This is a genomic window from Massilia sp. LC238, from assembly GCF_000735635.1.
In the GTDB taxonomy this organism is placed as follows: domain Bacteria; phylum Pseudomonadota; class Gammaproteobacteria; order Burkholderiales; family Burkholderiaceae_D; genus Telluria; species Telluria varians.
Map to the genome: position 1 here is coordinate 18160 of NZ_JNNN01000075.1, position 25940 is coordinate 44099.

21 protein-coding genes are annotated in these 25940 nt (G+C 65.3%); 13 read left to right on the forward strand and 8 right to left on the reverse strand.

Annotated elements, in window-relative coordinates:
- Positions 1 to 22 precede the first annotated feature (22 nt).
- The 9 genes from FG94_RS20500 (at position 23) to FG94_RS20540 (ending at position 13300) form a co-directional block, all read left to right on the forward strand.
- Positions 23 to 1288: a lipoprotein-releasing ABC transporter permease subunit gene (locus tag FG94_RS20500; RefSeq protein ID WP_036215563.1), complete on the forward strand. Its 1266-nt coding sequence runs from the start codon at positions 23 to 25 to the stop codon at positions 1286 to 1288.
- Complete coding sequence (gene lolD / locus FG94_RS20505; RefSeq protein ID WP_036215565.1) at positions 1281 to 1988, forward strand: lipoprotein-releasing ABC transporter ATP-binding protein LolD; 708 nt, start codon at positions 1281 to 1283, stop codon at positions 1986 to 1988. Before FG94_RS20500 ends, lolD begins: the two co-directional genes overlap by 8 nt.
- A gap of 2 nt (positions 1989 to 1990) precedes the next feature.
- On the forward strand, positions 1991 to 2812 hold the full coding sequence (locus tag FG94_RS20510) for a TatD family hydrolase (RefSeq protein ID WP_036215566.1): 822 nt from the start codon (positions 1991 to 1993) through the stop codon (positions 2810 to 2812).
- A 206-nt stretch (positions 2813 to 3018) separates the two neighbouring features.
- The gene (locus FG94_RS20515) at positions 3019 to 5820 is read left to right on the forward strand and encodes a type VI secretion system Vgr family protein (RefSeq protein WP_051996951.1); all 2802 of its coding nucleotides are present in this window, start codon (positions 3019 to 3021) and stop codon (positions 5818 to 5820) included.
- Between the two features lie 16 nt (positions 5821 to 5836).
- Positions 5837 to 7576, forward strand: a complete 1740-nt coding sequence (locus tag FG94_RS20520; RefSeq protein WP_036215567.1) for a triacylglycerol lipase — start codon at positions 5837 to 5839, stop codon at positions 7574 to 7576.
- Between the two features lie 134 nt (positions 7577 to 7710).
- Positions 7711 to 9333 carry a T6SS immunity protein Tli4 family protein gene (locus FG94_RS20525; RefSeq protein WP_152571069.1) on the forward strand — a complete coding sequence of 541 codons (1623 nt, stop codon included), beginning with the start codon at positions 7711 to 7713 and terminating at the stop codon, positions 9331 to 9333.
- Positions 9334 to 9402: 69 nt separating this feature from the next.
- Positions 9403 to 10515, forward strand: a complete 1113-nt coding sequence (locus tag FG94_RS27435; protein ID WP_152571070.1) for a T6SS immunity protein Tli4 family protein — start codon at positions 9403 to 9405, stop codon at positions 10513 to 10515.
- 88 nt (positions 10516 to 10603) lie between these two features.
- A complete protein-coding gene (locus FG94_RS20535; protein ID WP_036215576.1) occupies positions 10604 to 10912 on the forward strand; it encodes a PAAR domain-containing protein in 309 nt (102 codons plus the stop codon).
- Between the two features lie 33 nt (positions 10913 to 10945).
- Entirely contained in the window at positions 10946 to 13300 is a 2355-nt protein-coding gene (locus tag FG94_RS20540) for a DNA internalization-related competence protein ComEC/Rec2 (protein ID WP_036215578.1), read from the forward strand.
- 3 nt (positions 13301 to 13303) lie between these two features.
- On the opposite strand, the gene FG94_RS20545 is transcribed toward FG94_RS20540, so the two are convergent.
- Together FG94_RS20545 and FG94_RS20550 are read right to left on the reverse strand one after the other, a co-directional pair.
- Positions 13304 to 14674, reverse strand: a complete 1371-nt coding sequence (locus FG94_RS20545; protein ID WP_036215581.1) for an ATP-binding protein — start codon at positions 14672 to 14674, stop codon at positions 13304 to 13306.
- A 1-nt stretch (position 14675) separates the two neighbouring features.
- Positions 14676 to 15371: a response regulator transcription factor gene (locus tag FG94_RS20550; RefSeq protein WP_036215584.1), complete on the reverse strand. Its 696-nt coding sequence runs from the start codon at positions 15369 to 15371 to the stop codon at positions 14676 to 14678.
- 166 nt (positions 15372 to 15537) lie between these two features.
- On the opposite strand from FG94_RS20550, the gene FG94_RS20555 reads away from it, so the two are divergent.
- The 3 genes from FG94_RS20555 to FG94_RS20565 are packed head-to-tail and all read left to right on the forward strand — an operon-like array spanning position 15538 to position 17717.
- Positions 15538 to 16371 carry an alpha/beta fold hydrolase gene (locus FG94_RS20555; RefSeq protein WP_051996952.1) on the forward strand — a complete coding sequence of 278 codons (834 nt, stop codon included), beginning with the start codon at positions 15538 to 15540 and terminating at the stop codon, positions 16369 to 16371.
- Between the two features lie 37 nt (positions 16372 to 16408).
- Positions 16409 to 16975, forward strand: a complete 567-nt coding sequence (gene dcd / locus FG94_RS20560) for a dCTP deaminase (protein WP_027867561.1) — start codon at positions 16409 to 16411, stop codon at positions 16973 to 16975.
- Positions 16976 to 17030: 55 nt separating this feature from the next.
- Entirely contained in the window at positions 17031 to 17717 is a 687-nt protein-coding gene (locus tag FG94_RS20565) for a cation transporter (RefSeq protein ID WP_036215587.1), read from the forward strand.
- Positions 17718 to 17779: 62 nt separating this feature from the next.
- Here the strand turns inward: FG94_RS20565 and FG94_RS20570 are convergent, their stop codons facing one another.
- From FG94_RS20570 to FG94_RS20585, 4 genes are all read right to left on the reverse strand, one after another.
- Positions 17780 to 20038, reverse strand: a complete 2259-nt coding sequence (locus FG94_RS20570) for an arginine/lysine/ornithine decarboxylase (protein ID WP_036215589.1) — start codon at positions 20036 to 20038, stop codon at positions 17780 to 17782.
- 197 nt (positions 20039 to 20235) lie between these two features.
- Positions 20236 to 20874, reverse strand: a complete 639-nt coding sequence (locus tag FG94_RS20575) for a DUF4337 domain-containing protein (RefSeq protein ID WP_036215590.1) — start codon at positions 20872 to 20874, stop codon at positions 20236 to 20238.
- A 4-nt stretch (positions 20875 to 20878) separates the two neighbouring features.
- On the reverse strand, positions 20879 to 21373 hold the full coding sequence (locus FG94_RS20580) for a dihydrofolate reductase (RefSeq protein WP_036215663.1): 495 nt from the start codon (positions 21371 to 21373) through the stop codon (positions 20879 to 20881).
- A gap of 77 nt (positions 21374 to 21450) precedes the next feature.
- Positions 21451 to 22245 carry a thymidylate synthase gene (locus tag FG94_RS20585; RefSeq protein ID WP_036215593.1) on the reverse strand — a complete coding sequence of 265 codons (795 nt, stop codon included), beginning with the start codon at positions 22243 to 22245 and terminating at the stop codon, positions 21451 to 21453.
- Positions 22246 to 22336: 91 nt separating this feature from the next.
- Here FG94_RS20585 and FG94_RS20590 point away from each other — a divergent pair, with 91 nt between their 5' ends.
- Entirely contained in the window at positions 22337 to 22666 is a 330-nt protein-coding gene (locus FG94_RS20590; RefSeq protein ID WP_036215596.1) for a hypothetical protein, read from the forward strand.
- Here the strand turns inward: FG94_RS20590 and FG94_RS20595 are convergent.
- Both FG94_RS20595 and FG94_RS20600 read right to left on the reverse strand, forming a co-directional pair.
- Complete coding sequence (locus FG94_RS20595; RefSeq protein WP_036215599.1) at positions 22633 to 23748, reverse strand: low specificity L-threonine aldolase; 1116 nt, start codon at positions 23746 to 23748, stop codon at positions 22633 to 22635. The genes FG94_RS20590 and FG94_RS20595 overlap by 34 nt on opposite strands.
- Before the next feature lie 59 nt (positions 23749 to 23807).
- Positions 23808 to 25835, reverse strand: coding sequence for a Cache 3/Cache 2 fusion domain-containing protein (locus FG94_RS20600; RefSeq protein WP_036215602.1), 2028 nt, complete (start codon positions 25833 to 25835; stop codon positions 23808 to 23810).
- Positions 25836 to 25940: the final 105 nt, after the last annotated feature.

A 25940-nucleotide genomic window follows, 5' to 3' on the forward strand; every position in this document is an offset into this window, starting at 1 on the left:
CCTCGCAACAACGACGGAGACCATGAGACTCACCCAGAACCTGCCGTACGAATGGCTGGTCGGCCTGCGCTACACGCGCGCCGGCAAGCGCAGCGGCCGCAACAGCTTCATTTCCTTCATCTCCCTGATCTCCGTGTCCGGCATCGCGCTGGGCGTGGCCGCCTTGATCATCGTCCTGTCGGTGATGAACGGCTTCCAGAAGGAAGTCACCGACCGCATGCTGTCGGTGCTGGCCCATATCGAAGTATTCGACCGCAGCGGCAGCATGCCGGACTGGCGCGCGGCCGGGCTGGACGCGCTGAAGAACCCGGCGGTGCGCGGGGTCGCGCCGTTCGTGGAGACCCAGGGCCTGCTGGAAGGCCAGGGCGTGATGCGCCCCTCGATCATCCGCGGCGTCCTGCCCTCGGAAGAACCCAAGGTGTCCGACGTGGCGAAACAGGTCAACCAGGGCAGCCTCGATTCGCTCAAGCCAGGCTCCTTCAATATCGTGCTGGGCTACGCGCTGGCACGCGCGCTGAACGTCGGCATCGGCGACAAGGTCACCATGCTGCTGGCGCAGGGCCAGATCACGCCGGCCGGCCTGCTGCCGCGCAGCCGCAGCTTCACCGTCTCCGGCATTTTCGAAGCCGGCCACATGGACTTCGACGCGGCGCTGTCCTTCATCCATGTCGAGGATGCGCAGCGCATGGAGCGCCTGCCGGCCCCGATGGGCCTGCGCCTGCGCATCGCCGACATGCACCAGGCACCAAGCGTGGCCCAGGAACTCAAGAAGTCCATGCCGGGCGACCTGGAAATGCGCGACTGGTCCAAGCTCAACGCCAACTGGTTCGCCGCCGTACAGACCGAGAAGAAGATGATGTTCATCATCCTTACCCTGATCATCGCGGTGGCCGCCTTCAACCTGGTGTCCACCCTGGTGATGACGGTGACCGACAAGCAGGCCGACATCGCGATCCTGCGCACCCTGGGCGCTTCGCCGCGCTCGATTCAAAAGATCTTCATGGTGCAGGGCGCGCTGGTCGGCATCATCGGCACCGTCCTGGGAGTCGGCGGGGGCGTGCTGGTGGCCCTGAACATCGACGTCATCGTCCCGTTTATCGAAGGTTTGCTGGGAGTGCAGTTCTTGTCGAAAGATATCTACCTGATCAGCGCGGTGCCGTCCGACCTGCGCTGGCCGGACGTTTTCAAGATCGGCGGCGTATCCGTGCTGCTGGCGTTTGCTGCGACCCTGTACCCGAGCTGGTCGGCGTCGCGCGTAAAACCTGCGGAGGCGCTGCGTTATGAATGATTACCCGAATACCTCAACTACCCCTGTCCTGTCCTGCCGCGGCCTGGGCAAGACCTTCAAGCAGGGCGACTATACCGTCAAGGTCCTGGACGGGATCGATTTCGCCATCTACCGCGGCGAGCGCGTGGCCATCGTCGGCGCTTCCGGCTCCGGCAAGTCGACGCTGCTGCACCTGCTGGGCGGCCTGGATACCCCGTCGCTAGGTGCCGTCACCCTGCTGGGAGAGGATTTCGCGACCCTGTCCGAGACCCGCCGCGGCGAGCTGCGCAACTCATCGCTCGGTTTCGTCTACCAGTTTCACCACCTGCTGCCGGAATTCTCGGCCCTCGACAACGTCCTGATGCCCTTGATGATCCGGCGCGAAGCGCGCGAGCCGGCATTGAGGAAGGCCGAGGCGATCCTCGGGCGCGTGGGCCTGGGCAAGCGCGTGGTGCACCGCCCCGGCGAGCTGTCCGGCGGCGAGCGCCAGCGCGTGGCCCTGGCGCGCGCGTTGGTCACCGAGCCGGCCTGCGTGCTGGCGGACGAGCCGACCGGGAACCTCGACCACAGCACGGCCCAGTCGATTTTTGATTTGATGCTGGAACTCTCGCGTACCCTCGGCACGGCGTTCGTGATCGTCACCCACGACATGGAGCTGGCGCGCCGCTGCGATCGCGTGTTCCGCCTCACCGAGCACGGCCTGCAGGCGGTAGAGGCTTAAGCATGTGGATCGATACGCACTGCCACCTGGATGCGCACGAATTCGGCCGGCAGTCGCTGGACGTGGCTGCAGCGGCGAAGGCGGCGGGCGTGTCGATGATCGTGGCGATGGCGATCGAGCGCGGCAATTTCGGCGCCGTGGCCGAGCTGGCCGCGCAGGCCCCGAACGTCAGCTATGCGCTGGGCATCCACCCGATCTACGTGCCGCAGGCCCGGGATGAAGACCTGCTGGTGCTGCGCAGCGCGGTGGAAGCGGCGATGAAAGACCCGAACTTCGTCGGCGTCGGTGAGATCGGGCTGGATTTCTTCATCCCGATGCTGTGCGAGCCGGACATGCGCGAGAAGCAGGAGCGCTTCCTGCGCGAGCAGCTGCGCATCGCACGCGATTTCGGCCTGCCCGTGATGCTGCACGTGCGGCGCTCGCAGGACCAGGTGCTGAAACACCTGCGCCAGATCCGTCCTCCGGCCGGGATCGCCCACGCCTTCAACGGCAGCTTCCAGCAGGCGCAGAACTTCATCGACCTGGGCTTTCACCTCGGCTTCGGCGGCGCCATGACCTTCACCCGCGCGCTGCAGATCCGGCGCCTGGCGGCCGAGCTGCCCCTCACGTCCATCGTGCTGGAGACCGATTCTCCGGACATCGCGCCGTCCTGGATCCACCCGGGACGCAACACGCCCGACCAGCTGCCCGCCATCGGGGCGACCCTGGCCGAGCTGCGCGGGATCGGCGTGGACGAGGTACGCGAAGCGGTCCACCGGAACACGCTGGCGGCGATTCCGCGGCTGGCCGGCTATCCGCTCGCGCATGGTGATGCAGCGGGCTAGCCAATCCGACACTGGACAAATAGCTAATTAGCGAAGTAGCAGCACTTGCGCCGGTGGGTAGCACCGGATGCTTGGCGGCGTCCCGCGACAGTGGCTATAAGGTTTAGTTCGTTTGCAGCGTTGAAGCACGACAAGGCTGCGCATGTTCCGTTCTGCCAAGATGCACTCTTCGCTGCCATTGCAGCACAGCCACGATGGAGAGTGATTTGGACAGCGCGAGCGAATTCCTGCGGATGCTACGGCACGAGAAGTCGCTGACCACCGCCCACCGGCCGATCCGGTTGCGCCTGGGCCATGCCGACCACCTGGCCGACGAACTGCTGCTGCCGCAGCGGGTGCAGGGTCATGAATCGGTGTGCGGCGGTTTCGAATACGTCGTCACCTGCGTCGCCGACACGCCGCGCCTCCCGCTCAAGGAACTCATCGCGCTTCCCGCCGAACTGCAGATGGTCACCGACCGCGGCCAGCTGCGCAGCATCTGCGGCATCGTCGCCGAGGCGCGCGCCGGCGACCACGACGGCGGGCTGGCCGTCTACCAGCTGGTGCTGCGCGACGCCCTGGCCGTCATGGAAAAGCGCGTCAACAGCCGCGTCTTCCGCTACCAGAAAGAGCTCGAGATCGTGCAGGTCCTGTTCGATGAATGGCGCCAGTCCAACAGCGTCATGGCCAGCGCCTTCGACTACGAACTCGACCCGCTGTTCGACATGCGCCTGTACCCGCCGCGCGAACAGACCATGCAGTACAACGAGTCCGACGCCGCCTTCGTGCGCCGCCTGCTCAAGCGCCGCGGCATCGCCTGGACCTTCCGCCCGGGCCGCGCCCGCGCCGGCAGCACCGACCAGGACGCGGACGACACGCCCGTCCACACGCTGGTGCTGTTTTCCGATCCCGCCTCGCTGCCGCGCAGCGCCGCCGGCAGCGTGCGCTACCACCGCATCGATGCCACCGAGGAGCGCGATACCGTCGTTTCCTGGTGCGCCGCGCGGCGCCTGCAGCCGGGGAGCATCACGCGCCACAGCTGGGATTACCGCAACCCCACCGGCACCCAGTTCATGAGCACCACCGCGCGCAGCATGGCCGACCAGGGCCGCAGCGGCAATGCGCTGGCGGCGAGCCTGGACGACTACCTGGTCGAGATCCCGCATGCCGGCAACGACGTCGAGGACCACTGGCGGCTCGGCCAGGTGCGCATGAACCGGCACGAATTCGACACCAAGTGCTTCCACGGCGAAGGCAGCGTGCGCGACCTGTGCGCGGGCGAATACTTCACCCTGGCCGGGCACCCGGAGATCGACACCCATCCGGAAGGCGAGCGCGATTTTGTCGTGACCGCCGTCTGGATGGAAGCCGAGAACAACCTGCCGGCCGACCTGTCGGCGCGCGTGCGCCGCCTGATGGGACCGTATACCCCGATCGATGCGATGCTGGCGCCGAACGAACATCCGGTGGCCGGCGACGGCGTGCGGGTGCGGATGCGCTTCGATTGCGTACGGCGCGGGATCGCGCTGGTGCCGGCTTTCGATCCGCGCATCGACCTGCCGCATCCGCAGCTGCAAAGCGCCATCGTCACCGGTCCGCCGGGCGAAGAAGTGCATTGCGACGCGCTGGGGCGGGTGAAGATCCGCTTCCCGGGCATGCGCACCACGGACCACAAGCATGCGCACGGGGCGGGCGCATCGGATACCCCGGCCGATTCGGCCTGGGTGCGGGTGGCGTCGAACTGGGCCGGCAACGGCCCCGGCGCCAACCAGCAGTGCGGCACGCTGTCGCTGCCGCGCGTCGGCAGCGAAGTCTTGGTGGCCTTCCTCGGCGGCGACCCGGACCGGCCGGTGGTCCTGTCGCAGGTCTTCAACCAGCGCGGCGAGCCGCCGGCGTTCAGCAAGGCGGGCGGCTTGCCCGGAAACCGCTACCTGTCGGGCACCCGGACCCGCGAGATCGGCGGCGCGCGCGGCAACCAGCTGCGCTTCGACGACACCCGCGGCGAGATCAGCGCCCAGCTGGCGAGCGACCACGGCGCCTCGCAACTGAACCTCGGCTGGTTGACGCAACCCAAGGCCAACGGCATGGCCGCGCCGCGCGGCGAAGGCGCCGAGCTGCGCAGCGACCATAGCGTGGCGATCCGCGGCAAGGAAGGTGTGCTCCTGAGCGCAGAGGCGGCCCCGGCGGCCGAGGGCGAGCAACTGGCGCGCGCCGGCCTGCTCGGTCTCGCTGAGTTAATGCAAAGCATCGCGGACGAGGTGGCCAAGCTGGCGGAACAGCACACCGAGGACGAGCCGAGCGCCCAGCGCCTGGCCGACTTGTCCGACAAGCTGCGGCGCTGGGACCAGGGCTCCAACGTCGCACCGGGCGACAAGGGCGCCGAGCCGATCGTGGCCGTGACTGCCCCGGCGGGCATCATGCTGGCCAGCCAGGACAACGTCGCGCTCGGGTCCGAGACCCAGCTCGATATGGTCAGTGGAGGAGATGCGCGCACGTCTGCAGGAAAGAACATCTTCCTGCGCGCTGCGCGCGGGATCAGCGCTTTTGCCCAGGCACTGGGCGTCAAGCTGGTGGCGGGGCGCGGGAATGTTCTGCTGGAAGCCCATCAGGGCGCGGTCGAAGTCAAGTCATCCGGAAAAATAAGCCTGATTTCAGCAGAAGCGATCCATATCGAGGCACCGATTGTCCGGATCATTTCACAAGGTGCCCAAACGGATTGGGCCGATGGAACGATCACGCTGCAAAGCGCGGCGCAGCACGTCATCAACGCAAGCGGAATTACCCGAGGGCCGGCTGGCAGCGGAAATCCGACCAAACCCGATTTTGCGAAAACTTCATTAAAGACAACTGAGCGAGTTGTTCTGCGCCATCTCCAAACGCGTGAACCGATTCCACACCAAAATTATATTGCCCACCTTAGCGACGGCAGGACCGTACAGGGCATCAGCGACGAAGAAGGCCGCACCGCGCTGGTGCAAAGCGATGAGCTTGGGCCGGTGCGCTTCGAGCTTCTTCCGTCATCCAATTAAGCTGTCGGGAACCGTCATGCGTGAACCGACCAGGCCATTGCCTCCGCTCGTCCCTCTGTCGCATGGCGGATGGGAAGTGAACTCATTCATGTCCTCGGCGGACTATACGATCCGCGGCCTTGGACTTGTCCCGCCCAATAAGATTGTTCCGGTCATTGTTGTACCCGGCATTATGGGTACGAACCTTCGTGCCAAACAAAAGCCGCGTTTGGGACGGGTCGAAGATGAACGAAACAAGATGGTGAAGCCTGGTCAGCCTACTTGGCGGCCGCCAAATGGTGAACTCGAGGGATTCAATGCCTCGCGCGTCTGGGACAGGTACACGCCGCAGCAGCGCCAGCTGCTGCTGGATCCTGCGACCCTCGAGGTCGATCCAACCGGCCCCGTCATCATCCCGGATGCTGAGGATGGCTATGTCCTGACCGAGCGCGAGCTGCGAGAAAGAGGCTGGGGGGAAGTGTATGCCGATTCGTATGGTGGCCTTCTTTACGGTCTGCAGACTCGGCTGAATCAGACTTTCGGTTTTGACGAGCAGGGGAAGAAGCGCTTCGTCAAACAGCATTGGAAAGACGTGATGGCCTGCGATCCACAACGATGGGGCCTGCGCCAGTTCGCGTCGCTAACGGAAGACCACCTTGTAAAGCACGCTCAGCACTATTTTCCAGTGTACGCGTTCGGCTACTGCTGGCTACACGATTGTAAAAGCTCGGCGGAATTGCTGGAAAAGCGGATTCTTGAAATTATCGATTCGTGGAAGAAAGCGAAACGGCAATGCTCTAAGGTCATTTTGGTAACGCACTCCATGGGGGGCTTGGTAGCAAGAGCGTGCGCAAAGCGCATTCCGGACAAAATCGCCGGCGTGATCCATGGCGTGATGCCGGCACTGGGCGCACCAGTCGCCTACCGCAGGATTGCCAGCGGAACCGAGTCATCTACTCCGAATAATCTTCCCCTCAAGAAGTTTGAGGGTTCCAGGACTGCAATGATTCTGGGGAGCAGCACCAGTAAAACCACGCCAGTCTTGGCGACATCGCCTGGTGCGCTCGAACTTCTGCCGAATCACCTGTACCCCCAACCTTGGCTGCACGTCCGTGTAATCAGGTTTGTCGGTGGTGTCCAAGGCACAAATCATACAGGGAAGACCGGCGTTTCCGGATACCAGACCAAGCCTTATGATGCGCTCTCGTTTCCTAATGCAAATCTGCAGAATCCCTATGATCTGTACCGTGACATGAAGTCGTGGTTTCGGTTGATTAATCCGGACCTGGCCGATCCCGCTGGCAAATATTCGCAAACCGAGAAAGGGGTGAGGCAAGTAATCAGGGCGGCGATCGGTGCAGCAGAGAGTTTTCACAAGATTCTCGATGATTACTATCACCCCAATACCTATGCGTTCTATGGCGACGATCGGAGTCAACTTTCGTACGGGCAGGTTCGATGGGTCGCTATTCAGCAGGCAGGATCGACGACAGCACTTACGCCAGCGAATCTTACAGCCGGACAGTATATCGGCGAAACTGATACCGGACAGCGCCGCGTACTCGTCGACGGGAAGAACGAACTGCGTTTTGCGCCTGATCAGCAGGACGCGCGGGGCGATGGAACCGTACCGCATCAATCCGGTGCAGGACCGGCCGGCAAGGTAAAACAAGTGTTTGCGACGGAGGGCTACGACCATCAGGAATCGTATAACAATGAGCACATGCTCATGTTAACGCTCCGATTGCTTACCAAGATTGTTCAGGAGATCTCGTGAAGAGTTGGCTTCGGAGCAGGCTGGCAAGAATGCTGGCCGGGGCTCTGTGCGCGGGATTGGTTGCCACTTGGGCGGCGGGAAAGGTTTTGGATAAGCGCGATGAAGACCGGCGGGACCAATACGAGGTAGCGCAAATGACCGACAAAATGAAAACCGTGTGTGTCGGCAGGTTTTTGATCGACATGCCGGAGGAAGCAGAAATTGAGCTGAGAGGGGCGAAAGTCGATGGTTTCGATATTTCGGCTTTCGATGAAACCGAAGAGGCGTTCCAGGAGCGTGTCACCGACCGCGAGGCCCAAATCAGGGCCCTGCCGGACTGGCTCGGTGGAAACAAGAATCTTGAGTCTGCGAGGGAGGTGAACACCAACAGTGGGCTCGTGGGAAAGATCCTTATTCACAGCCGGACCGTGGAAGAGGGAACGCAGGGCAATGGCCTAGGCGGCGTGGAGCGCTACCGCGACGAGGGGATCACGACGGAAGCCCTCGTCCATGGTCATGGGATCAGTATCGATCTGTCCTACAAGGATCGGGCACTAAAGTGGGTCGAGGATCTGCCCAGGCTGGTCAATCAGCTCGTGGCCAACCCCGATAACAGCATCCCTGCGGAACCAGGATTCTGCATGGACCGCGCCTATGTCCGCGACCCGCTCCGCGCCGATCAGCGCGAACAGATCATCATGTCCGCGCGTCTGCCGAATCACCCTGATGTCGAGTTCATGCTCATGCTGTCCGCTGGACTCAAGCCCGAGCCGCAAGGCGTACTGGAACGGACCAACACGGCAGATGGTGTGCTGTCGATAGCGGAGCGGATGCGTATAACGCGATTGAGGGCGGGTGAGCGCAAGATTGGGGGGCTGGCCGGCGAAGAACTGGCTGAATTGGTGGTCGAGGAAAACGAGGCACGCGTGCATACCTTCTGGTGGGAGGTGAACGGGACTGAAGACAATGTTTTCGTTCCACATCTTATGTTCAAGATGACGACCGGAAATGGCAATCGCCAGCCCGTGCCATCCTCTCTATCGGACGGTGCCGCACTCGGCTTGTGGGACAAGATAACGTCTAGTATTCGCCTACGTTCGGCTGAACCTCAAGAAACTAGACGAGTCGAAGCGCCGACAACACCGCTTGGCACATACGCTTCGGCTGGCGAACGCTGTCCGGAAAGTGGTTGGTGGCTTTGTGGTGACGGTGGCGGGGAAATTGGCGTACTGGGCGGCCAACGGCAATACATTAAAAAGGGTGATGTGATGCCTCAGGCGTTGCTGCTTCCTCCACGTACCTTGTGGGACAAGGTACGTGGACTGCAGCCGAGCTACGAATCGAAGAACCCAACGAATTGGAAACTTGTCGATCACCGGGCGCGTAAAAGAGTGCCGCCACCGTTGCAATTAGCGAAGGCTTCTACGTCCAGTACCACGACGGTTGCTGTCGGCGTACCTGGACCTGCGGGCGGCGCCAGCGTCGCGATTGGCAGCTATTCCTCGACCGGCGTTGCTTGCCCGGCGAGTGGCTGGTGGCGTTGTGAAGAGTCGCACGCGCTTGACGGAACCCGCTGGTTTGCACAGGGAAGCTTGCTGCCACCGGCGACCTTTACTGTTGCGCCAGGCATATTTGGTCACTCGCCCAGCGCACCGCAAGCAATCCAACGTCGTAGTGCATGGCGCTTGATGCGTCTTGCAGATGTCGCCGACCAGTCAGCCAGCGAGACCGACGGACGCAATCAATTTGGGATGTCACCCTTGGCCCAGCAGGTATAGCGCCTTTACCGTGTTCGGCGCTTACTTAGTTCCCAGAATGCCCGTTGACCAAATTAGCTAGGAGTCTACATGATACGTTCGTTGAAGACCTGGCTGATGGTCGTGCTCGCCGGGGTTGTAGTCGCTGCTTTGGGGCGAACGTTCGAAACGCATCGTGATGAGGAGAAGCTCGAGGGCTCGCAAATAACCGAAAAGATAAAGACGGTCTGCATAGGGCGATTCTTAATTGACATGCCGGCAGAGGCGCAATACGAACTTCACGGAGCTCGTATCGACGGCTTTAGTATCGTCGCCTTTGAGGAATCGGATGCTGGGTTCCAGGAGCGTGTTCTTGCGCGAAAGGCGCAAATTGAAGCAGTTACCGATCGTCCCGGGAGACGCAATAACCTGGAAGTGGCTAGTAAGGTGAGGAACAACCATGGTGTCGCGGGTCACATCTTTGTTCACGGTCGGAATGTCACTGAAGGCCAGTCGTCCGACGGACTTACCGTCGCACGCTACCGCTACGAGAGCGTTGCGGTCGAAGCACTTGTCCATGTCGATGGAATCAGCATTGATGTTTCTGCATCCGATCATGATCCCGAATCGATAGGAAATCTCTCAACATTGATCGCGCAAATCGTTCCCAATCCAGAAAACCGAACTCCGACAGCGCCTGGGTATTGCATCGACCGTGCTTTCATACGTGACCCACTTAGCGCCGACCAAGGCGAACAAATCGTGATGAATGCGAGACTGCCAAATTGGCCCGATATCACATTCAACATGATTCTGGCTGCAGGCACTGAACCCGATCGGGAAGGCTTGCTCGAACGAGCGGCTAACTCGAACACCAGGCCGATTGACGACGAGAGAAAGCGCGTGAAAAGGCTGCGTTCTGATAGACGGGTTATTGGAGGTATTAGTGGTGACGATTTAGCCGAACGTTTCCTCGAGAACGAGGATACAGTAGTCCATAGCTTTTGGTGGGAAGTGAACGGTACACAAGACAATGTCTTCGTTCCGCATTTAGTATTTAGAATGGACACTGGTCACAGCGTCAACGGGCCGGTCCCTTCTTCACTGTCGGATATTGCGGCGCTCCAACTATGGGACAAGATCGTATCCAGCATCCGTTTACGGCCGATAAATGCTCAGAATGCGACGCAGCCCGTACCGCCGCCAAGCCTGACCAAGAAATAACTGTTGTCGTCTAAGACTAGCTGAGTTTCCGCAAAGTCATCCCCCCCAGCTCAGCTACATTCCAGCTTTCCCCCCGAAGGAGAGCGGAGTGACCCACAAGCGTTTCTACATCCGCGCCGGCGCCACTACCACGGCGGGCGGCACCATCAGGGCTTCCAGCACCTTCACTACCCTGGACGGCATGCCGATCGCCCGCGAAGGCGATCCGGTCGACTGCCCCGAGTGCGGCGAGCAGGGCGTGATCCAGTGCGTCATGCCGCGCCTGCCCGACCAGTCCGAAGGCAAGGAGTGCGCGCTGAGCGACGACCTGTGCATCTGCGCCTGCTCGCCGCCGCCGAAGCTGGTCGCCGACCAGTTCCACGACTTCCAGCTCGTCGCCGAGAGTCCAGTGGCCTAGCAGCCTCACCCACGCAAGCCTGCGGGCCGGCCCATGCGCTGCGCGATCCTCGCCTTCCTCGCCGGGGTATGCTGGCTCCAGACCCGCGCCGAACTGCCGCCACCGGCCTACCTGGCCGGCGCCCTTGCGGCAGCGCTGGTCCTGTTCTTGCTGCGCAAACGTGCCGCGACCCTGCTCGCCGCCGCCATCCTCGGCGCCGCGTGGTCGGCATGGCTGGCCCACGTCGCCCTGGCGGACGCGCTGCCGCGCGAGCAGGAAGGCCGGGACGTCACCATCGTCGGCACCGTCGACAGCCTGCCGCATGAATTCGACGGCGGCGCGCGCTTTCACCTGCGTGTCGAACGTGTCCTGACGCCGGACGCCGCGGTCCCACCGCGGATCGCCATTTCCTGGTACGGGCAGCCGGGGGCCACGGAGGGCCTGACGCCGGTGGAACCCGGCGAGCGCTGGCAGCTGGTCGTGCGCCTGCAGCGTCCGCACGGCAATGCCAACCCCTACGGCTTCGACTACGAAGCCTGGCTGCTCGAGCAGGGCGTGCGCGCCACCGGCTACGTGCGTCCCGCCGGGCCGCGCAATGTCCGTCTCGACGCCTTCGTGCCGCGCCCAGGACATGTGGTGGAGCGCGCCCGCGCCGCACTGCGCCGCCACATCCTGCGCGAACTGGACGGCAAGCGCTATGCCGGCGTGATCGTGGCACTGGTGATCGGCGACCAGCGCGGCATTCCGCAGTCGAGCTGGGACGTCTTCAACCGCACCGGCATCAGCCACCTGGTGTCGATCTCGGGCCTGCACATCACCATGGTCGCGGCCCTGGCGGCATGGGTCATGTCCGCCTTGTGGCGCCGTTCCTTCTTTGTGGAGGGCGCGGCCTTGCCGCTGCGGCTGCCGGCCCAGAAGGCCGCGGCGCTGGCCGGCGCGCTGGTGGCGCTGCTGTACGTGCTGCTTGCCGGTTCCGGCGTGCCCGCGCAGCGCACCTTCTACATGCTGGCGGCGGTGGCGGCCGCGCTGTGGTTCGGCCGGGTGGTGGCGCTGTCGCATGTGCTGTGCCTGGCGCTGCTTGTCGTGGTGCTGATCGATCCCTGGGCCGTGCTGGGGGCCGGCTTCTGGCTGTCGTTCGGGGCGGTGGCCGTGATCCTGTACGCCAACCTGGGGCGGGTGCAGCCCGACGCCGGATGGCGCCGCACGCTCGGCATGGCGGTCCGGACCCAGTACGCCGTCACCGTCGGCCTGGTGCCGCTGACCATGCTGCTGTTCGCGCAGGTGTCGCTGGCCAGCCCAATCGCAAATGCGGTCGCGATCCCGGTCGTCAGCCTGTTCGTCACGCCGCTGGCGCTGATTGGGGCACTGCTGCCGGCGGCGTTGGCAGGCTGGGTCCTCGGGCTGGCGCACTTGGCGATCGAGGTGCTGGCGGACGGCTTGGCCTGGCTGGCCGCCAGCCCGCTCGCGGTCATGAACGCGCCGGCGCCGCAGCCGTGGATCTTCGTGCTGGCGCTTGCCGGCACCGCGTGGATGCTGGCGCCGCGCGGCTGGCCGCATCGGTGGGCCGGGCTGGCCGCCTGGGCCCCGATGCTGACCCAGTTGCCAAGCGCGCCGCCGGCCGGCACGTTCTCGGTGACCGCCTTCGATGTGGGGCAGGGCATGGCCCTGCTGGTCGAGACCGAGCGGCACCGGTTGCTGTACGACGCCGGTCCGCAGTATGGGCCGGTCGCGGATGCGGCCGGCCGGATCCTCCTGCCTTACCTGCGCGGGCGCGGCATCGGCGCCCTCGATGCGCTGGTGGTCTCGCACAGCGATGTCGACCACGCCGGCGGCGCGCGCACGCTGCTCGAGGGCGTGAGCGTCGCCCAGGTCCATTCCTCGCTGTCCGCGGGCCATCCGGTGGTGCAAGCCGCGCGCCGCCACAGCCGCTGCGGCGCGGGCCAGGCGTGGAGCTGGGACGGGGTGCGCTTCGAGCTGCTGGGGCCGACCCCGCAGTCGTACGAACAGGTCGGCCTGAAAGCCAACGCCCGCAGCTGCGTGCTGCGCGTGAGCGCGCATGGCAAGGCGATGCTGCTGGCGGCCGACATCGAAGCGGCGCAGGAGATGCAGCTCATCGAGACCGCGGCGGGCCAGCTGCGCGCCGACGTGTTGCTGGCGCCGCATCACGGCAGCGGGACCTCGTCGACCGCCGCCTTCCTGGCCGCGGTGGAACCCAGGCTCGGCATCTTCCAGGTGGGTTACCGCAACCGCTACCGCCACCCGAAGAAGGAGGTTTATGAGCGCTACGCCAGCCTGGGCATCCGCAGGCTGCGCACCGACGAATCGGGCGCGGTCCTGCTGCGTTTCGGGCGCACGCTGGATGTAAGTGAATTCCGTGCCGAGCGGCGCCGCTACTGGCACGGACGCTAGCGATCAATCCGTCAAGGGCAGGCTGAGCCGCACCTGCAGACCGCCCCCCTCGCGGTTGGACGCGCCGATGCTGCCGCCGTGCGCCGCAAGCACCTGCTGGGCGATCGCCAGTCCCAATCCATGGCCGTCCACCTTGTTCGGGTTGGAACGGAAGAAGGGCCGGAAGATCGATGCCAGGTCGGCGGCGGCGATTCCGGGGCCGCAATCGAGCACGTCCAGGTGCGCCCATTGCGCGTCAAGCTGCAGCACGATCCTGACACTCCCGTTACCACCATGGCGGATCGCGTTGCGCACCACGTTTTCCAGCGCGCTCCACAGCAGGTCCGGGTCGCCCTGCACCACGATCGGGCCCGGCGCCTCCACGCGGATGCGGGGCGCTTCCGGCCCCGCCTCGTACCGTGCATCCGCCGCGATCTGGTCCGCCAGTTCGGTCAGGTCGAGCTGTTCGCGCCGGGCCAGGGTGGCCGAGGCTTCGAGCCGCGAGAGCGTCAGCAGCTCGCCGACGAGTTTGTCCATGCGCATGCTCTCGCGCTCGATGCGGTCGAGCGAGGAGCCGATCCGCTCCGGCTGCTGGTGCGCCAGCCCCACCGCGGCCTGCAGCCGCGCCAGCGGCGAGCGCAGTTCGTGCGAGACGTCGTGCAGCAGGCGGCGCTGGCCGTCCATCAGGGCGGCCAGGCGTGCGCTCATGCGGTCGAAGTCGCGTCCCAGGTCGCTCAGCTCGTCGCCGGCGCGGCCCGGGCTGGCGAAGCGCGGGGCCAGGTCGCCGCGCGAAGCCGCTTCGAAGGCGCTGCGCAAGGCCCGGATTGGGCGCGAGAAATACCAGGCCAGCAGGGCGGCGAACAGCAGGCTGGCCAGCGTCGCGGCGACGATGCCGGCGACCTGGCCCACGCGCCGTCCCGGTCCCGGTCCAGGTGGTGCTTCGCCGGAGCGGTGCTGATGCGCAGCCGCGCCGCCGGCACCCGCCAGCGGGGCTCCACGGAACTGGCGACGCACGAAGGCCGTGTAGCGTTCGCCGTCGGGCCCGGCCAACTGCCGGATGCCGCGGCGCGGCTCGCCCGAGGTCAGCTGGCGCGTGAGCTCGGCTTGCAGTTCGGGCGGCACCGGGCGGCCCAGCAGCTCGCGCCCCTGGCTGTCCTGCACGAACACCTGGGGACGCTGCATGTCGCCCAGCAGCCCGCGCAAGGCCAGTACGCCGCCGTGCTTGAGCGTAGCGGCGGCCGCGTCGAGCGCGATCCAGGCCGGCGGGCCGTGGTCGAGTTCGATCGCTTGGCTGCGGGCACGGTCGCGCAGCCAGAAGGCGCCGCCGATGCCGATGGTGGCGGCGACCTGGGCAAGCAGGATGCAGAGGAAGAACTTCCAGAACAGGCGGCCCATGTCAGTCCCGGATCAGCTGGTAACCCTGGCGGTAGATCGTCTGCACGGGAGAGCGGCCATCCGCGAGCAGGCCCAGTTTCTGGCGCAGGCTGCTCAGGTGCACGTCGATGTTGCGGTCGAAGCGCGCCAGTGGCCGGCCCAGGCCCTGTTCCGACAGCTCGTTCTTGCTGACGGGGCGGCCGGCGTGGCGCGCCAGCACGTCGAGCAGGTTGAATTCGGTGCTGGTCAGCTCGAGCGGCGCGCCGTTCCAGGAGGCGCGGCGCTGTTCCGGATACATGCTCAGCTTGCCGACCGTGAGCACCGTGCCGGGGCCGGCGCCGCTGGCCTGGGTGCGGCGCAGGATGGCGCGCACCCGCGCGGTCAGTTCGCGCGGCGTGCAGGGCTTGGCGACATAGTCGTCGGCGCCCAGTTCCAGGCCGAGGATGCGGTCGGCGTCGTCGCCGCGAGCGGTCAGCATCAGGATCGGAATCCGGCTCGCTGCGCAGCCGGCCGCGCGGACCTGGCGCAAGGCCTCGATGCCGTTGGTACCCGGCATCATCACGTCGAGGACCGCGATGGCGTAGTCGCCGCGCAGCGCCTCGCGCACGCCGTCGTGGCCGTTGTGGACGCAGGTGGTGCGAAAGCCTTCCTGTTCCAGGTATTCGGAAAACATCCCGACGAGTTCGACGTCGTCGTCAATCAGCAGTACGTGGTTCATGGGCAGCAGGATAGCAAAGGCGCCGCCGGGAACATTTTGTGCAGTGCGAAATTTTACCTGGATTTACATCTCGACAAGTTACTGGTGTAGGCATTCCCCTCTAAACCCGGTTCGTGCGACGGGCTCTTTCATTACAATGGACCGTTGACATTCACGCCATACCCTCATGAGCAAACCGCTGCTGCACTTCTCCCACGGGAACAGCTACCCGGCCGGCACCTATAGCCGGCTGTTCCAGGCCCTCGGCCCGCACTACGAGCTGCGCGCCCACGACATGTACGGCCACGATCCGCGCTTTCCGGTCGGCGACGGCTGGCACGGCCTGGTGGAGGAGCTGATCCACCAGCTGGAAGGCTACGAGCGCCCGCCGATCCTGGTCGGCCATTCGCTCGGCGGCATGCTGAGCATGATGGCGGCCAAGCAGCGGCCCGAGCTGGCGCGCTGCGTCGTCATGCTCGATTCGCCGGTGGTGGCCGGCTGGCGCGCCTTCCTGTGGAAGCTGGTCAAGAAACGCGGCATGGGTTCGCGCTTTTCGCCGGCGAAGTTTTCCGAACGCCGGCGCAATGTCTGGCCGGACCGGGCGGCGGCCTACCAGCATTTCATCGCCAAGCCGATGTTCCAGGCCTGGGCGCCCGGTGCGCTCGACGACTATCTCGACCACGGCCTCCAGCCCCATCCGGAAGGCGTGCAGCTGCGCTTCGACCGGGCCGTGGAAACCATGATCTACAACACGCTGCCGCACCACATGGGCGCGATCCTGCGCGAGCCTTTTCCAGTACCGATCGGCTTCATCGCCGGCACCACCTCGGAAGAGCTGCGCCAGGCCGGGCTCGACGCCACCCGCCGCCTGGTGGGGCGCAACCTGGTGATGATCGAGGGCGGCCACCTGTACCCGCTCGAGAAACCGGAGGAAACGGCGCGCCTGACCCACGAGATGATCGAACGCCTGTTGTCGCCATCGATGCCGGCCACCCAAAGCGTGTCGGCGGCGGCGGTTTAGCGTAAAATCGCGGGATTGATTATTTGGAATGTCACCGATGGCTATCAAGAGCGATAAATGGATCCGCCGCATGGCGGAAGAGACCGGGATGATCGAACCCTTCGAGCCGCGCCAGGTGCGCGAGTCCGACGGCCGCCGGGTCATTTCGTGGGGCACCTCGTCGTACGGCTACGATATCCGCTGCGCCGACGAGTTCAAGGTGTTCACAAACATCAACAGCACCATCGTCGACCCCAAGAATTTCGATTCGAATTCCTTCGTGGACGTGAAAAGCGATGTCTGCATCATTCCGCCGAATTCCTTTGCGCTGGCCCGCACCATCGAGTACTTCCGCATCCCGCGCAACGTGCTGACCGTGTGCCTCGGCAAATCGACCTATGCGCGCTGCGGCATCATCGTCAACGTCACGCCTTTCGAGCCGGAGTGGGAAGGCTATGTGACCCTGGAATTCTCGAACACCACGCCGCTGCCGGCCAAGATCTATGCCGGCGAAGGCTGCGCCCAGGTGCTGTTCTTCGAGTCCGATGAAATCTGCGAGACCTCGTACAAGGACCGCGGCGGCAAGTACCAGGGCCAGCACGGCGTGACGCTGCCAAAAACCTGATTCAAATTTTGCGGTATCCTGTCAGGATTGAATCATATTGATGGGCTGAACCCGTATGGCTGATTGCTGCAGTGGCGGTTGTTCTTCCGACAAGCCGCCGGTCGATCCGCGCTACCGGCGCGTGCTCTGGATCGCGCTCTGGGTCAACGCGCTGATGTTCGGCGTCGAGCTCTATGCCGGCTGGGCCGCGGGCTCGGTCGCGCTGCTGGCCGACGCGGTCGACTTCCTCGGCGACGCCGCCAACTACGGCATCTCCCTGTTCGTCCTCGCCCTGGCGCCAATCTGGCGCTCGCGCACCGCGCTGGTCAAGGGCGCGACCATGGGCGGCTACGGCGTCTTCGTACTCGGCACCGCGCTGTGGCACCTCCAGCTCGGCGTCCTGCCGAAAGCGGAGACGATGGGCGTGGTGGGCTTCCTGGCCCTGCTCGCCAACTGCTCGGTGGGTGCGCTGCTGTGGGCCTACCGCAACGGCGACGCCAACATGCGTTCGGTGTGGCTGTGCACCCGCAACGATGCGATCTCGAATGTGGCCGTGATGCTCGCCGCCCTCGGCGTGTTCGGCACCAAGAGCGGCCTGCCGGACCTGCTGGTGGCCACCATCATGGGCCTGCTCGGCCTGTCCGCCGCGTATTCCGTCATGACCCACGCCCGCCGCGAGATGCGCGAGGGGCAGGCGCCTGCGCCTGCCGCGCCCGCGCCCGCGTCCGTGCCCGCCGCGACGATCGAACTCAAACGCCGCTAGCATGATCGTACCGGCGTAAAAAAAGGGGCTTGCGCCCCTTTTTTCATGGCCCTGCGGCTCGCTTACGCGTCCTGCATCACGCAATCGACGAAGTAGCCGCGCTTGCCGTCGACTTCACGCTTGACCAGCCCGTGCACGTCGGTCTCGAAGCCCGGGAAGCGCTCGTTGAAGTCGCGCGCGAAGCGCAGGTAGTCGACGATGGTCCGGTTGAAGCGTTCGCCCGGGATCAGGAGCGGAATGCCCGGCGGGTAAGGCGTCAGCAGGATCGCGGTGATGCGGCCTTCCAGCTCGTCGATCGCCACGCGCTCGATCTGGCGGTGCGCCATCTTGGCAAAAGCGTCCGACGGCTTCATGGCCGGCACCATGTCCGACAGGTACATCTCGGTGGTCAGGCGCGCCACGTCGTACTGCTTGTAGAACAGGTGGATCTCGGTGCACAGGTCGCGCAGGCCGCGGGTCTCGTAGCGCGGGTTGGCCGCGGCGAACTGCGGCATCACGCGCCACATCGGCTGGTTGCGGTCGTAGTCGTCCTTGAACTGCTGCAGCGCGGTCACCAGGGTGTTCCAGCGGCCCTTGGTGATGCCGATCGTGAACATGATGAAGAAGGAGTACAGGCCGCACTTCTCGATGATCACGCCGTGCTCGGCCAGGTACTTGGTCACGATCGAGGCCGGGATGCCGGTGTCGCCGAACTTGCCGTCCAGGGACAGGCCCGGGGTCACGATGGTCGACTTGATCGGGTCGAGCATGTTGAAGCCCTCGGCCAGCTTGCCGAAGCCGTGCCAGTCGTCCTCGGCGCGGATCATCCAGTCCTTCTGCTCACCGATGCCTTCTTCCGACTCGACGTCCGGGCCCCAGACCTTGAACCACCAGTCATCGCCGAATTCCTGGTCGACCTTCTTCATGGCACGGCGGAAGTCCAGCGCTTCCAAGATCGATTCCTCGACCAGGGCGGTGCCGCCCGGCGCTTCCATCATGGCGGCGGCGACGTCGCAGGAGGCGATGATCGAGTACTGGGGCGAGGTCGAGGTGTGCATCAGGTAGGCCTCGTTGAAGGCGTCCTGGTCCAGCTTGACGGTTTCCGATTCGCGCACCAGGACCTGCGAGGCCTGCGACAGGCCGGCCAGCAACTTATGCGTCGACTGGGTGGAGAAGATCATGGACTGCTTGGCGCGCGGGCGGTTCTCGCCGATCGCGTGCATGTTCTGGTAGAAGCTGTGGAAGGCGGCGTGCGGCAGCCAGGCTTCGTCGAAGTGCAGGGTGTCGATCTTCCCGTCCAGCATTTCGCGCAGGGTCTCGACGTTGTACACCACGCCGTCGTAGGTCGACTGCGTGATGGTGAGGATGCGCGGCTTCTTGTTCACGGCGTCGCGCGCGAACGGATTGGCCTCGATCTTGCGGGCGATCGATTCGGGGGTGAACTCTTCCAGCGGGATCGGACCGATGATGCCGAGGTTGTTCCGGGTCGGCATCAGGAACACGGGGATCGCGCCGCACATGATGATCGAGTGCAGGATCGACTTGTGGCAGTTACGGTCGACCACCACGATGTCGCCCGGGGCGACTGTAGAGTGCCAGACCATCTTGTTCGAGGTCGAGGTGCCGTTGGTCACGAAGTAGCAGTGGTCGGCGTTGTAGATGCGCGCCGCGTTGCGCTCCGATTTAGCCACCGGGCCGGTGTGATCGAGCAGCTGGCCGAGTTCCTCGACCGCGTTGCAGACGTCGGCGCGCAGCATGTTCTCCCCAAAAAACTGGTGGAACATCTGGCCGATCGGCGACTTCAGGAAGGCGACGCCGCCCGAGTGGCCCGGGCAGTGCCACGAGTAGGAGCCGTCATAGGCGTAGTTGACCAGCGCGCGGAAGAAGGGCGGCGCCAGCGAATCGAGGTAGGCCTTGGCTTCGCGGATGATGTGCCGCGCCACGAACTCCGGGGTGTCCTCGAACATGTGGATGAAGCCGTGCAGCTCCTTCAGAATGTCGTTCGGGATGTGGCGGCTGGTGCGGGTCTCGCCGTAGATGTAGATCGGGATGTTCGCGTTCTTGTGGCGGATCTCCTGCACGAAGGCGCGCAGGCCGGTCAGGGCGAAATCGGTTTCCTCGACCGAGCCGCCGCCGAATTCCTCGTCGTCGATGGACAGGACGAAGGCGGAGGCGCGCGACTGCTGCTGGGCGAACTGGGACAGGTCACCGTAGCTGGTCAGGCCGAGCACCTCCATGCCTTCCTGCTCCATCGCGGCCGCGAGTGCGCGAATGCCGAGACCGGAGGTGTTCTCGGAACGGAAGTCCTCGTCGATGATGACGATGGGGAAACGAAATTTCATGGACAGCTCCAAAGCGAAGCGCCGTGGAAGCGGCCGGCCCTGGTGGGTCGCTCCGCCGGCCACGGCACCGGGAAAAAAGAGGAAACGGATTTTCGCAGAAATCGCGTACGTCGGTGCAATTTTTTTGCAGCTTTTCTATGCAATACCTGCAAGAGTAGCCAGTAGGCGCGCTGCCTGTCGCACACTAGCTGGAAAACTCAGTTGACAAGCCTCCTGCCGACCCGCCGGAAGACCTCGGTCAGGGCCGCCGCGCCGAAGGCCGCCAGCAGCGGGCCGGCCGAGAAGGGCATCGGTTCGGCCTGGATTGCGGCGAACAGGCCCAGCGTGATGCCGAACGCGGCCACGGCGCTGGTGAACGTGAGCAGCCAGGTGCGGCGCGACAGCAGGCTGATGGCGGCCAGCGAGATCGCGATCTGCTGCGCGACCGCGGCGGCCGCCCACTGGCGGTGGCGGTGCAGTTCTTTCTCGGACAGGGTGTTCCATTCGTTCGAGCTGGCCTCGAAGCCTTCCGCTTCCTGGCGAATGCTTTCCTTCTCGACGCCGTAGCGGCGGATCTCTTCGCGATAGTGCTCCCTGTCGGTGCCGGGCAGGGCCGCGGCGACCTCGGACAGGTTCTGGCGGTTGGTCTTGGCCTGGTAGTGGTTCCAGGCATTGGCCGCGCTGGTCTTGTCGATCGCCGCATTGCTCTTGTACAAGGCGGCGTTGTTGTGCGAGGCGCTGCCGATGAAGCCGAACATGGTCCCGAGGGTGGCCAGGATGGCGATCAGGACCGCCACCTTGCCGGCGAAGCCGTCGCCGCCGCGCGTGCCGGGAGTGCGAACTGCCTGGTCCGTCATGGTGTCAATCCTTCTTTCGAAGATAGGTCACGTAGGCGAAGTCATAGCCGTTCGCTTCTGACCGGTGGGTCTCGCGCGCCGTTTCCTGCCACACGGCCGGGTCGATCGGCGGGAAGAAGGTATCGCAGCGGAACACGTGGTCGATCTCGGTGACGATCATGCGGTCGGCAAGTTCGATCGCCTCGTTGAAGATCTGGGCGCCGCCGATGATGCTGGCCGCTTCCCCATTCACCAGCGCGATCGCGGCCGGCAGCGAGCTTGCCGTCTCGACGCCCTCGTGCGACCAGCCGGGATTGCGGGTGATGACGATGTTGCGGCGCTTCGGTAAGGGACGGCCGATCGAATCGAAGGTCTTGCGGCCCATGACGATCGGCTTGCCCAGGGTGACGCGCTTGAAGTGGGCCAGGTCTTCGGGCAGATGCCAGGGCAGCTGGTTGTCGATGCCGATGCCGCGCTGGGCATCGATGGCCACTACCAAAGTCAAAGCCGCTTCGCCCATCGTCGTGTCCGTCGTCATGTGTAGAGGTAGGAAATGTTGTCGTTTTGAAAGCAGAATGTCAAGGAATATGGTCGCGTTCAGACCGCCACCGGCGCCCGGATCGCCGGGTCCGGATCGTAGCCCGCGACCTCGAAGTCCTCGAAGCGGTAGTCGAACAAGGATTCCGGCGTGCGCTTGATAACCAGGCGCGGCAGTTCCTTGGGCGTGCGCGACAGCTGGAGGTCGACCTGCTCCATGTGGTTGCTGTACAGGTGGCAGTCCCCGCCGGTCCAGATGAACTCGCCCACTTCCAGGCCGGCCTGCTGGGCCATCATATGGGTCAGGATCGCATAGGACGCGATATTGAAGGGCACGCCCAGGAAGATGTCGGCGCTGCGCTGGTACAGCTGGCAGGACAGCTTGCCGTCGGCCACGTAGAACTGGAAGAAGGCATGGCAGGGCGGCAGCTTCATGTTCGGCACGTCGGCCACGTTCCAGGCCGAGACGATCATCCGGCGCGAGTCCGGGGTGTTGCGGATCTGGTCCAGCACCTGCGAGATCTGGTCGATGTGGCCGCCGTCGGGCGTCGGCCAGCTGCGCCACTGGTAGCCGTAGATCGGGCCCAGGTTGCCGTCCGCATCGGCCCATTCGTCCCAGATGCTCACGCCGTTTTCCTTCAGGTAGGCGATGTTGGTCGAGCCCTGCAGGAACCAGATCAGTTCATGGATGATCGACTTGAGGTGGACCTTCTTGGTGGTGAGCAGGGGGAAGCCCTGCTGCAGGTCGAAACGCATCTGGTAGCCGAACACGGACAGGGTGCCGGTGCCGGTGCGGTCGGTCTTGACCGCGCCATGCGCTTTCACATGGCGCATGAAGTCGAGGTATTGGCGCATTGGGTATGACGATAGGTGACAGTCCGTCATTGTAACCGAGAGCGCCCGGCTTGAGCTGGTGCCCCGGCGCACTCTGCGGTACAGTGCGGCCATGCCGACTTCCCCGAACCATCCCAGCACCCCGGACGGCCGCTACTTCGTGGTCGCGGGCCGGCTCTGGCGATCGAGCAACCCGGCGCTCGCGCCCGAACTGCGGCAGCAACTGGTCGACAAACTCATGGACGCGCGCCGGCAGGTCGGCAGCGCGAAACGGGCAGGCGATCTCGACGCCGAGCGCCAGGCCCGCGCAGAGGTCGATGCGGCCAAGCGCGCGCTCGGCGAGCGCGGGCCGGTCTGGTGGACCGACGGCGCCCCCGACTACAACCGGCGCATGGCGGCCAACACCCCTTACGCGGACTGGTACGCGGCCTTGTCGTTCTGAGCGCCGAGCGCCCGTGCGAACAGCGCAAGCGCCTCGCGCACTTCTGCGTCCGGCGCATTCAGCAGGTTGTCCCCCACGTACAGCTCGAAGGAACTGGTGCCCGGCAGGGCGGCCGCGGCGATGCGGTTGAACATCCAGATGCCATGCCGCTCGGCGAGCGCGCGGCGGATCGCCAGCGCATGCTCGGGCGTGACCGGCAGGTGCAGGTGCAGCATGTTGGTGTGCGGCGCCGCCGGGTTGACGCGGATGATCGGGTGCGCCGCCAGTTCGCGGTACAGGAAGTGCGTGCGCTCCAGGCAGGCCGGCATCGCGGCCAGGCGTTCCTCGAAGCCCATCGCCGCCGCCACCACATAGGGCGAACGGTGGATGACATTGCCGCCCTGGCGTCGGAACCATTCGGCGGCCCGGTCCACGAACTCGCGGCTGCCGGCCAGCATGGCGCCGCCCAGGCCGCCGATCCCCTTGTACAGCGAGACGTAGACCGAATCGAAGCCGGCCGCGACCTCACTCAAGGGCTTGCCGTAGCCGGCGGCGGCCTCCCACAGGCGCGCGCCGTCCATGTGCAGGTGGGCGCCGCGCGCCCGGCAGTGCGCCTTGATCGCTTCCAGTTCGTCCCAGGGCGAGAGCTGGCCGCCGATCTCGCGCAGGGGCAGTTCCATGCCGACCGCGCCCAGGCGGTCGGGGATCGCGGCCAGGTCGGCGACGCGCCAGGGACGGTAGCGCTCGCCGGCCTGCAGGGCATTGAAGTGCCCCAGCAACTGGTAGTTCGAGCGTTCGTGCACGAAGATGTGCGAGGTCGGGTGCAGGGCGGCGAGATCGCGCCCGCGGTCCTGGCAGGCCAGGCGCAGCGCCGTGACCTGGGCCATGGTGCCGCTGACGCAGAACACCGCCGCCTCCTTGCCCAGCAGGCGCGCGATCCTGTCCTCGAATTCCTGCAGCAGCGGACCGCTGCCGTAGACGTCGTGCTCGACGCCGTTCGCTGCGCACCATGCCGCCATGGCGGTGAACAGTTCGGCGGGCGTGCGGGCGCGGTGACCGGGGAAGACGAGGTGGCAGCGGCGTTGCAATTCGGTGTCGTTCAAGGCGGGCTCCTGGCGAAGCCTGCCACTCTACACCGAAGCGGGCGCTTCGGAAAAGCGCCTTAGCGGGCGCCGAGAGCGAGGCGGCGCGGCGTGGATGCGCTCACGTGCGCGTCGCCGTCGTCGGCCAGGCGGAACAGGCGCACGGCGCGCGCCAGCTCGTCGGCCTGGTCCTGCATGGCCTGGGCGGCGGCGCTGGCCTCCTCGACCAGGGCCGCGTTCTGCTGGGTCGCCTCGTCCATGGCGCCGACCGCGCCGTTGATGTGCTCGATGCCGCCGGTCTGCTCCTGGCTGGCGGCGGTGATCTCGGCCATGATGTCGGTCACGCGCGCCACGCTCGCCAGTACGTCCTGCATCGTGACGCCGGCGTCGGCCACCAGCTTGCCGCCCGCTTCGACCTCGCCGTTCGATGCGTCGATGAGCAGCTTGATCTCCTTGGCCGCCGCCGCGCAGCGCTGGGCCAGGCTGCGCACCTCGTTCGCGACCACGGCGAAGCCGCGGCCCTGTTCGCCCGCACGGGCGGCTTCCACGGCCGCGTTCAGGGCCAGGATATTGGTCTGGAAGGCGATGCCGTCGATCACGCCGGTGATGTCGGAAATCTTGCGCGACGACTGGCTGATGGCGTCCATGCGCTCGATCACCTGGGCCACGGTGGCGCCGCCGCGCTGCGCCACGTTCGATGCGCTGACGGCGAGCTGGTTGGCCTGGCGCGCGTTGTCGGCGTTCTGGCGCACGGTGGCGGTGAGCTGGTCCATCGAAGTGGCGGTGCCGGCCAGGCTGGCCGCTTGCTCCTCGGTGCGCTGGCACAAGTCCAGGTTGCCGGCCGAGATCTGCTGCGAGGCGCTGGCGATCTGTTCGGCGCCGAGGCGCACCTTGCCCACCACGCTGGAGAGGCTGGCGCCGACGCTGTTGATGGCGTCGGTCAGCAGGCCGATCTCGTCGCGCCCGCGGCTTTCCATGCGCGCCGTGAGGTCGCCCGCGGCGATGCGCCGGGCGACGTCGCGCACCTGCGCCAGCGGACGCGCCACGCTGGCGCGCACCACGGCGTACAGGAGCGCGGCCAGCACCGCGAGAGCCAGCAGGCCGGCCAGGATGAAGCGCTCGCGCAGTTCGGTGGCGGCCGCGGTGATCTCGTCGCGGTAGGTGCCGCCGGCGATGATCCAGTCCCACGCCTTGATGTGGGTGTAGGCGACGAATTTTTCGCGCGCCGCGCTTTCGCCAGGATTCTGCCAGTCGTAGACGATGCTGCCGTTCTTCTTGTCCAGCATCTCGCGGATGAAGGCGCGCCCGTCGGCGGCGCGGCTGTCGAGCAGGTTGGCGCCTTCGCTGCCCGGGTGCACCAGCAGCTCGCCGTAGTGCTTGCCCGGGGCGGCGTTCAGCACGTAGAAGTAACCGGTCTGGCCCACCTTGAGCGCGCGGATGCGGTCCTTCAGCAGCTTCATGTCTTCCGTAATGTCGACGCCCACGTAGAGCACCCCGACCACCTTGCCGGCGGCGTCGCGCGCCGGCTCGTACTGGGTGATGTACTGCTTGCCGAACAGGGTGACCAGGCCGATGTAGCTGCGGCCCTCGCGCAGCACGGCATAGGCCGGGCTGTTGCGATCCAGGACGGTGCCGACGGCGCGTTCGCCGTTTTCCTTCTTGACCGAGGTCGTCACGCGCACGAAGTCCTCGCCATCAAGGGCGAAGATGGTGGCGTTGCCGCCGGTCTGCGCGGTGAAGCTGTCCGGCGCGCCGAAGTCGAGGTTCAGCACCTTGCCGTCGAGCTTGAGCGTGGGCGTGGCCTTGCCGCCGATGTCCACGCTGGTCGCCGGGTCGAGCTCGAAGCTGCCGGGCAGGCCATGGCGGAAGATGCGGCCGAAGCTCGCGGCCGAGCTGCTGACGCTCTTGTTGAACATCTCGACCGTGTTGGCCACGCTGCGCAGTTCGCTCGTGACGCTCTGGGTCGCGCGCTCCTCGAGCATGCGGGAGGTGGCGTAGGTGATCGTCGCGACCAGCGCGGCGATGATCGCGGCCGTCAGGACGAAGGTGATGGCGCTGATGCGGGTGCCAACATTCCAGTTGGCGGGATGATATCGGGAGGAGGGCATGAGGCACACTGGATCTGGAATCAGAGGCATCATACCGTTGTAACTTTCCGTACCGCAACAAAACCGGGTCGAAAACCGCCGTGTGCGCGGCTGCGCCACAACACA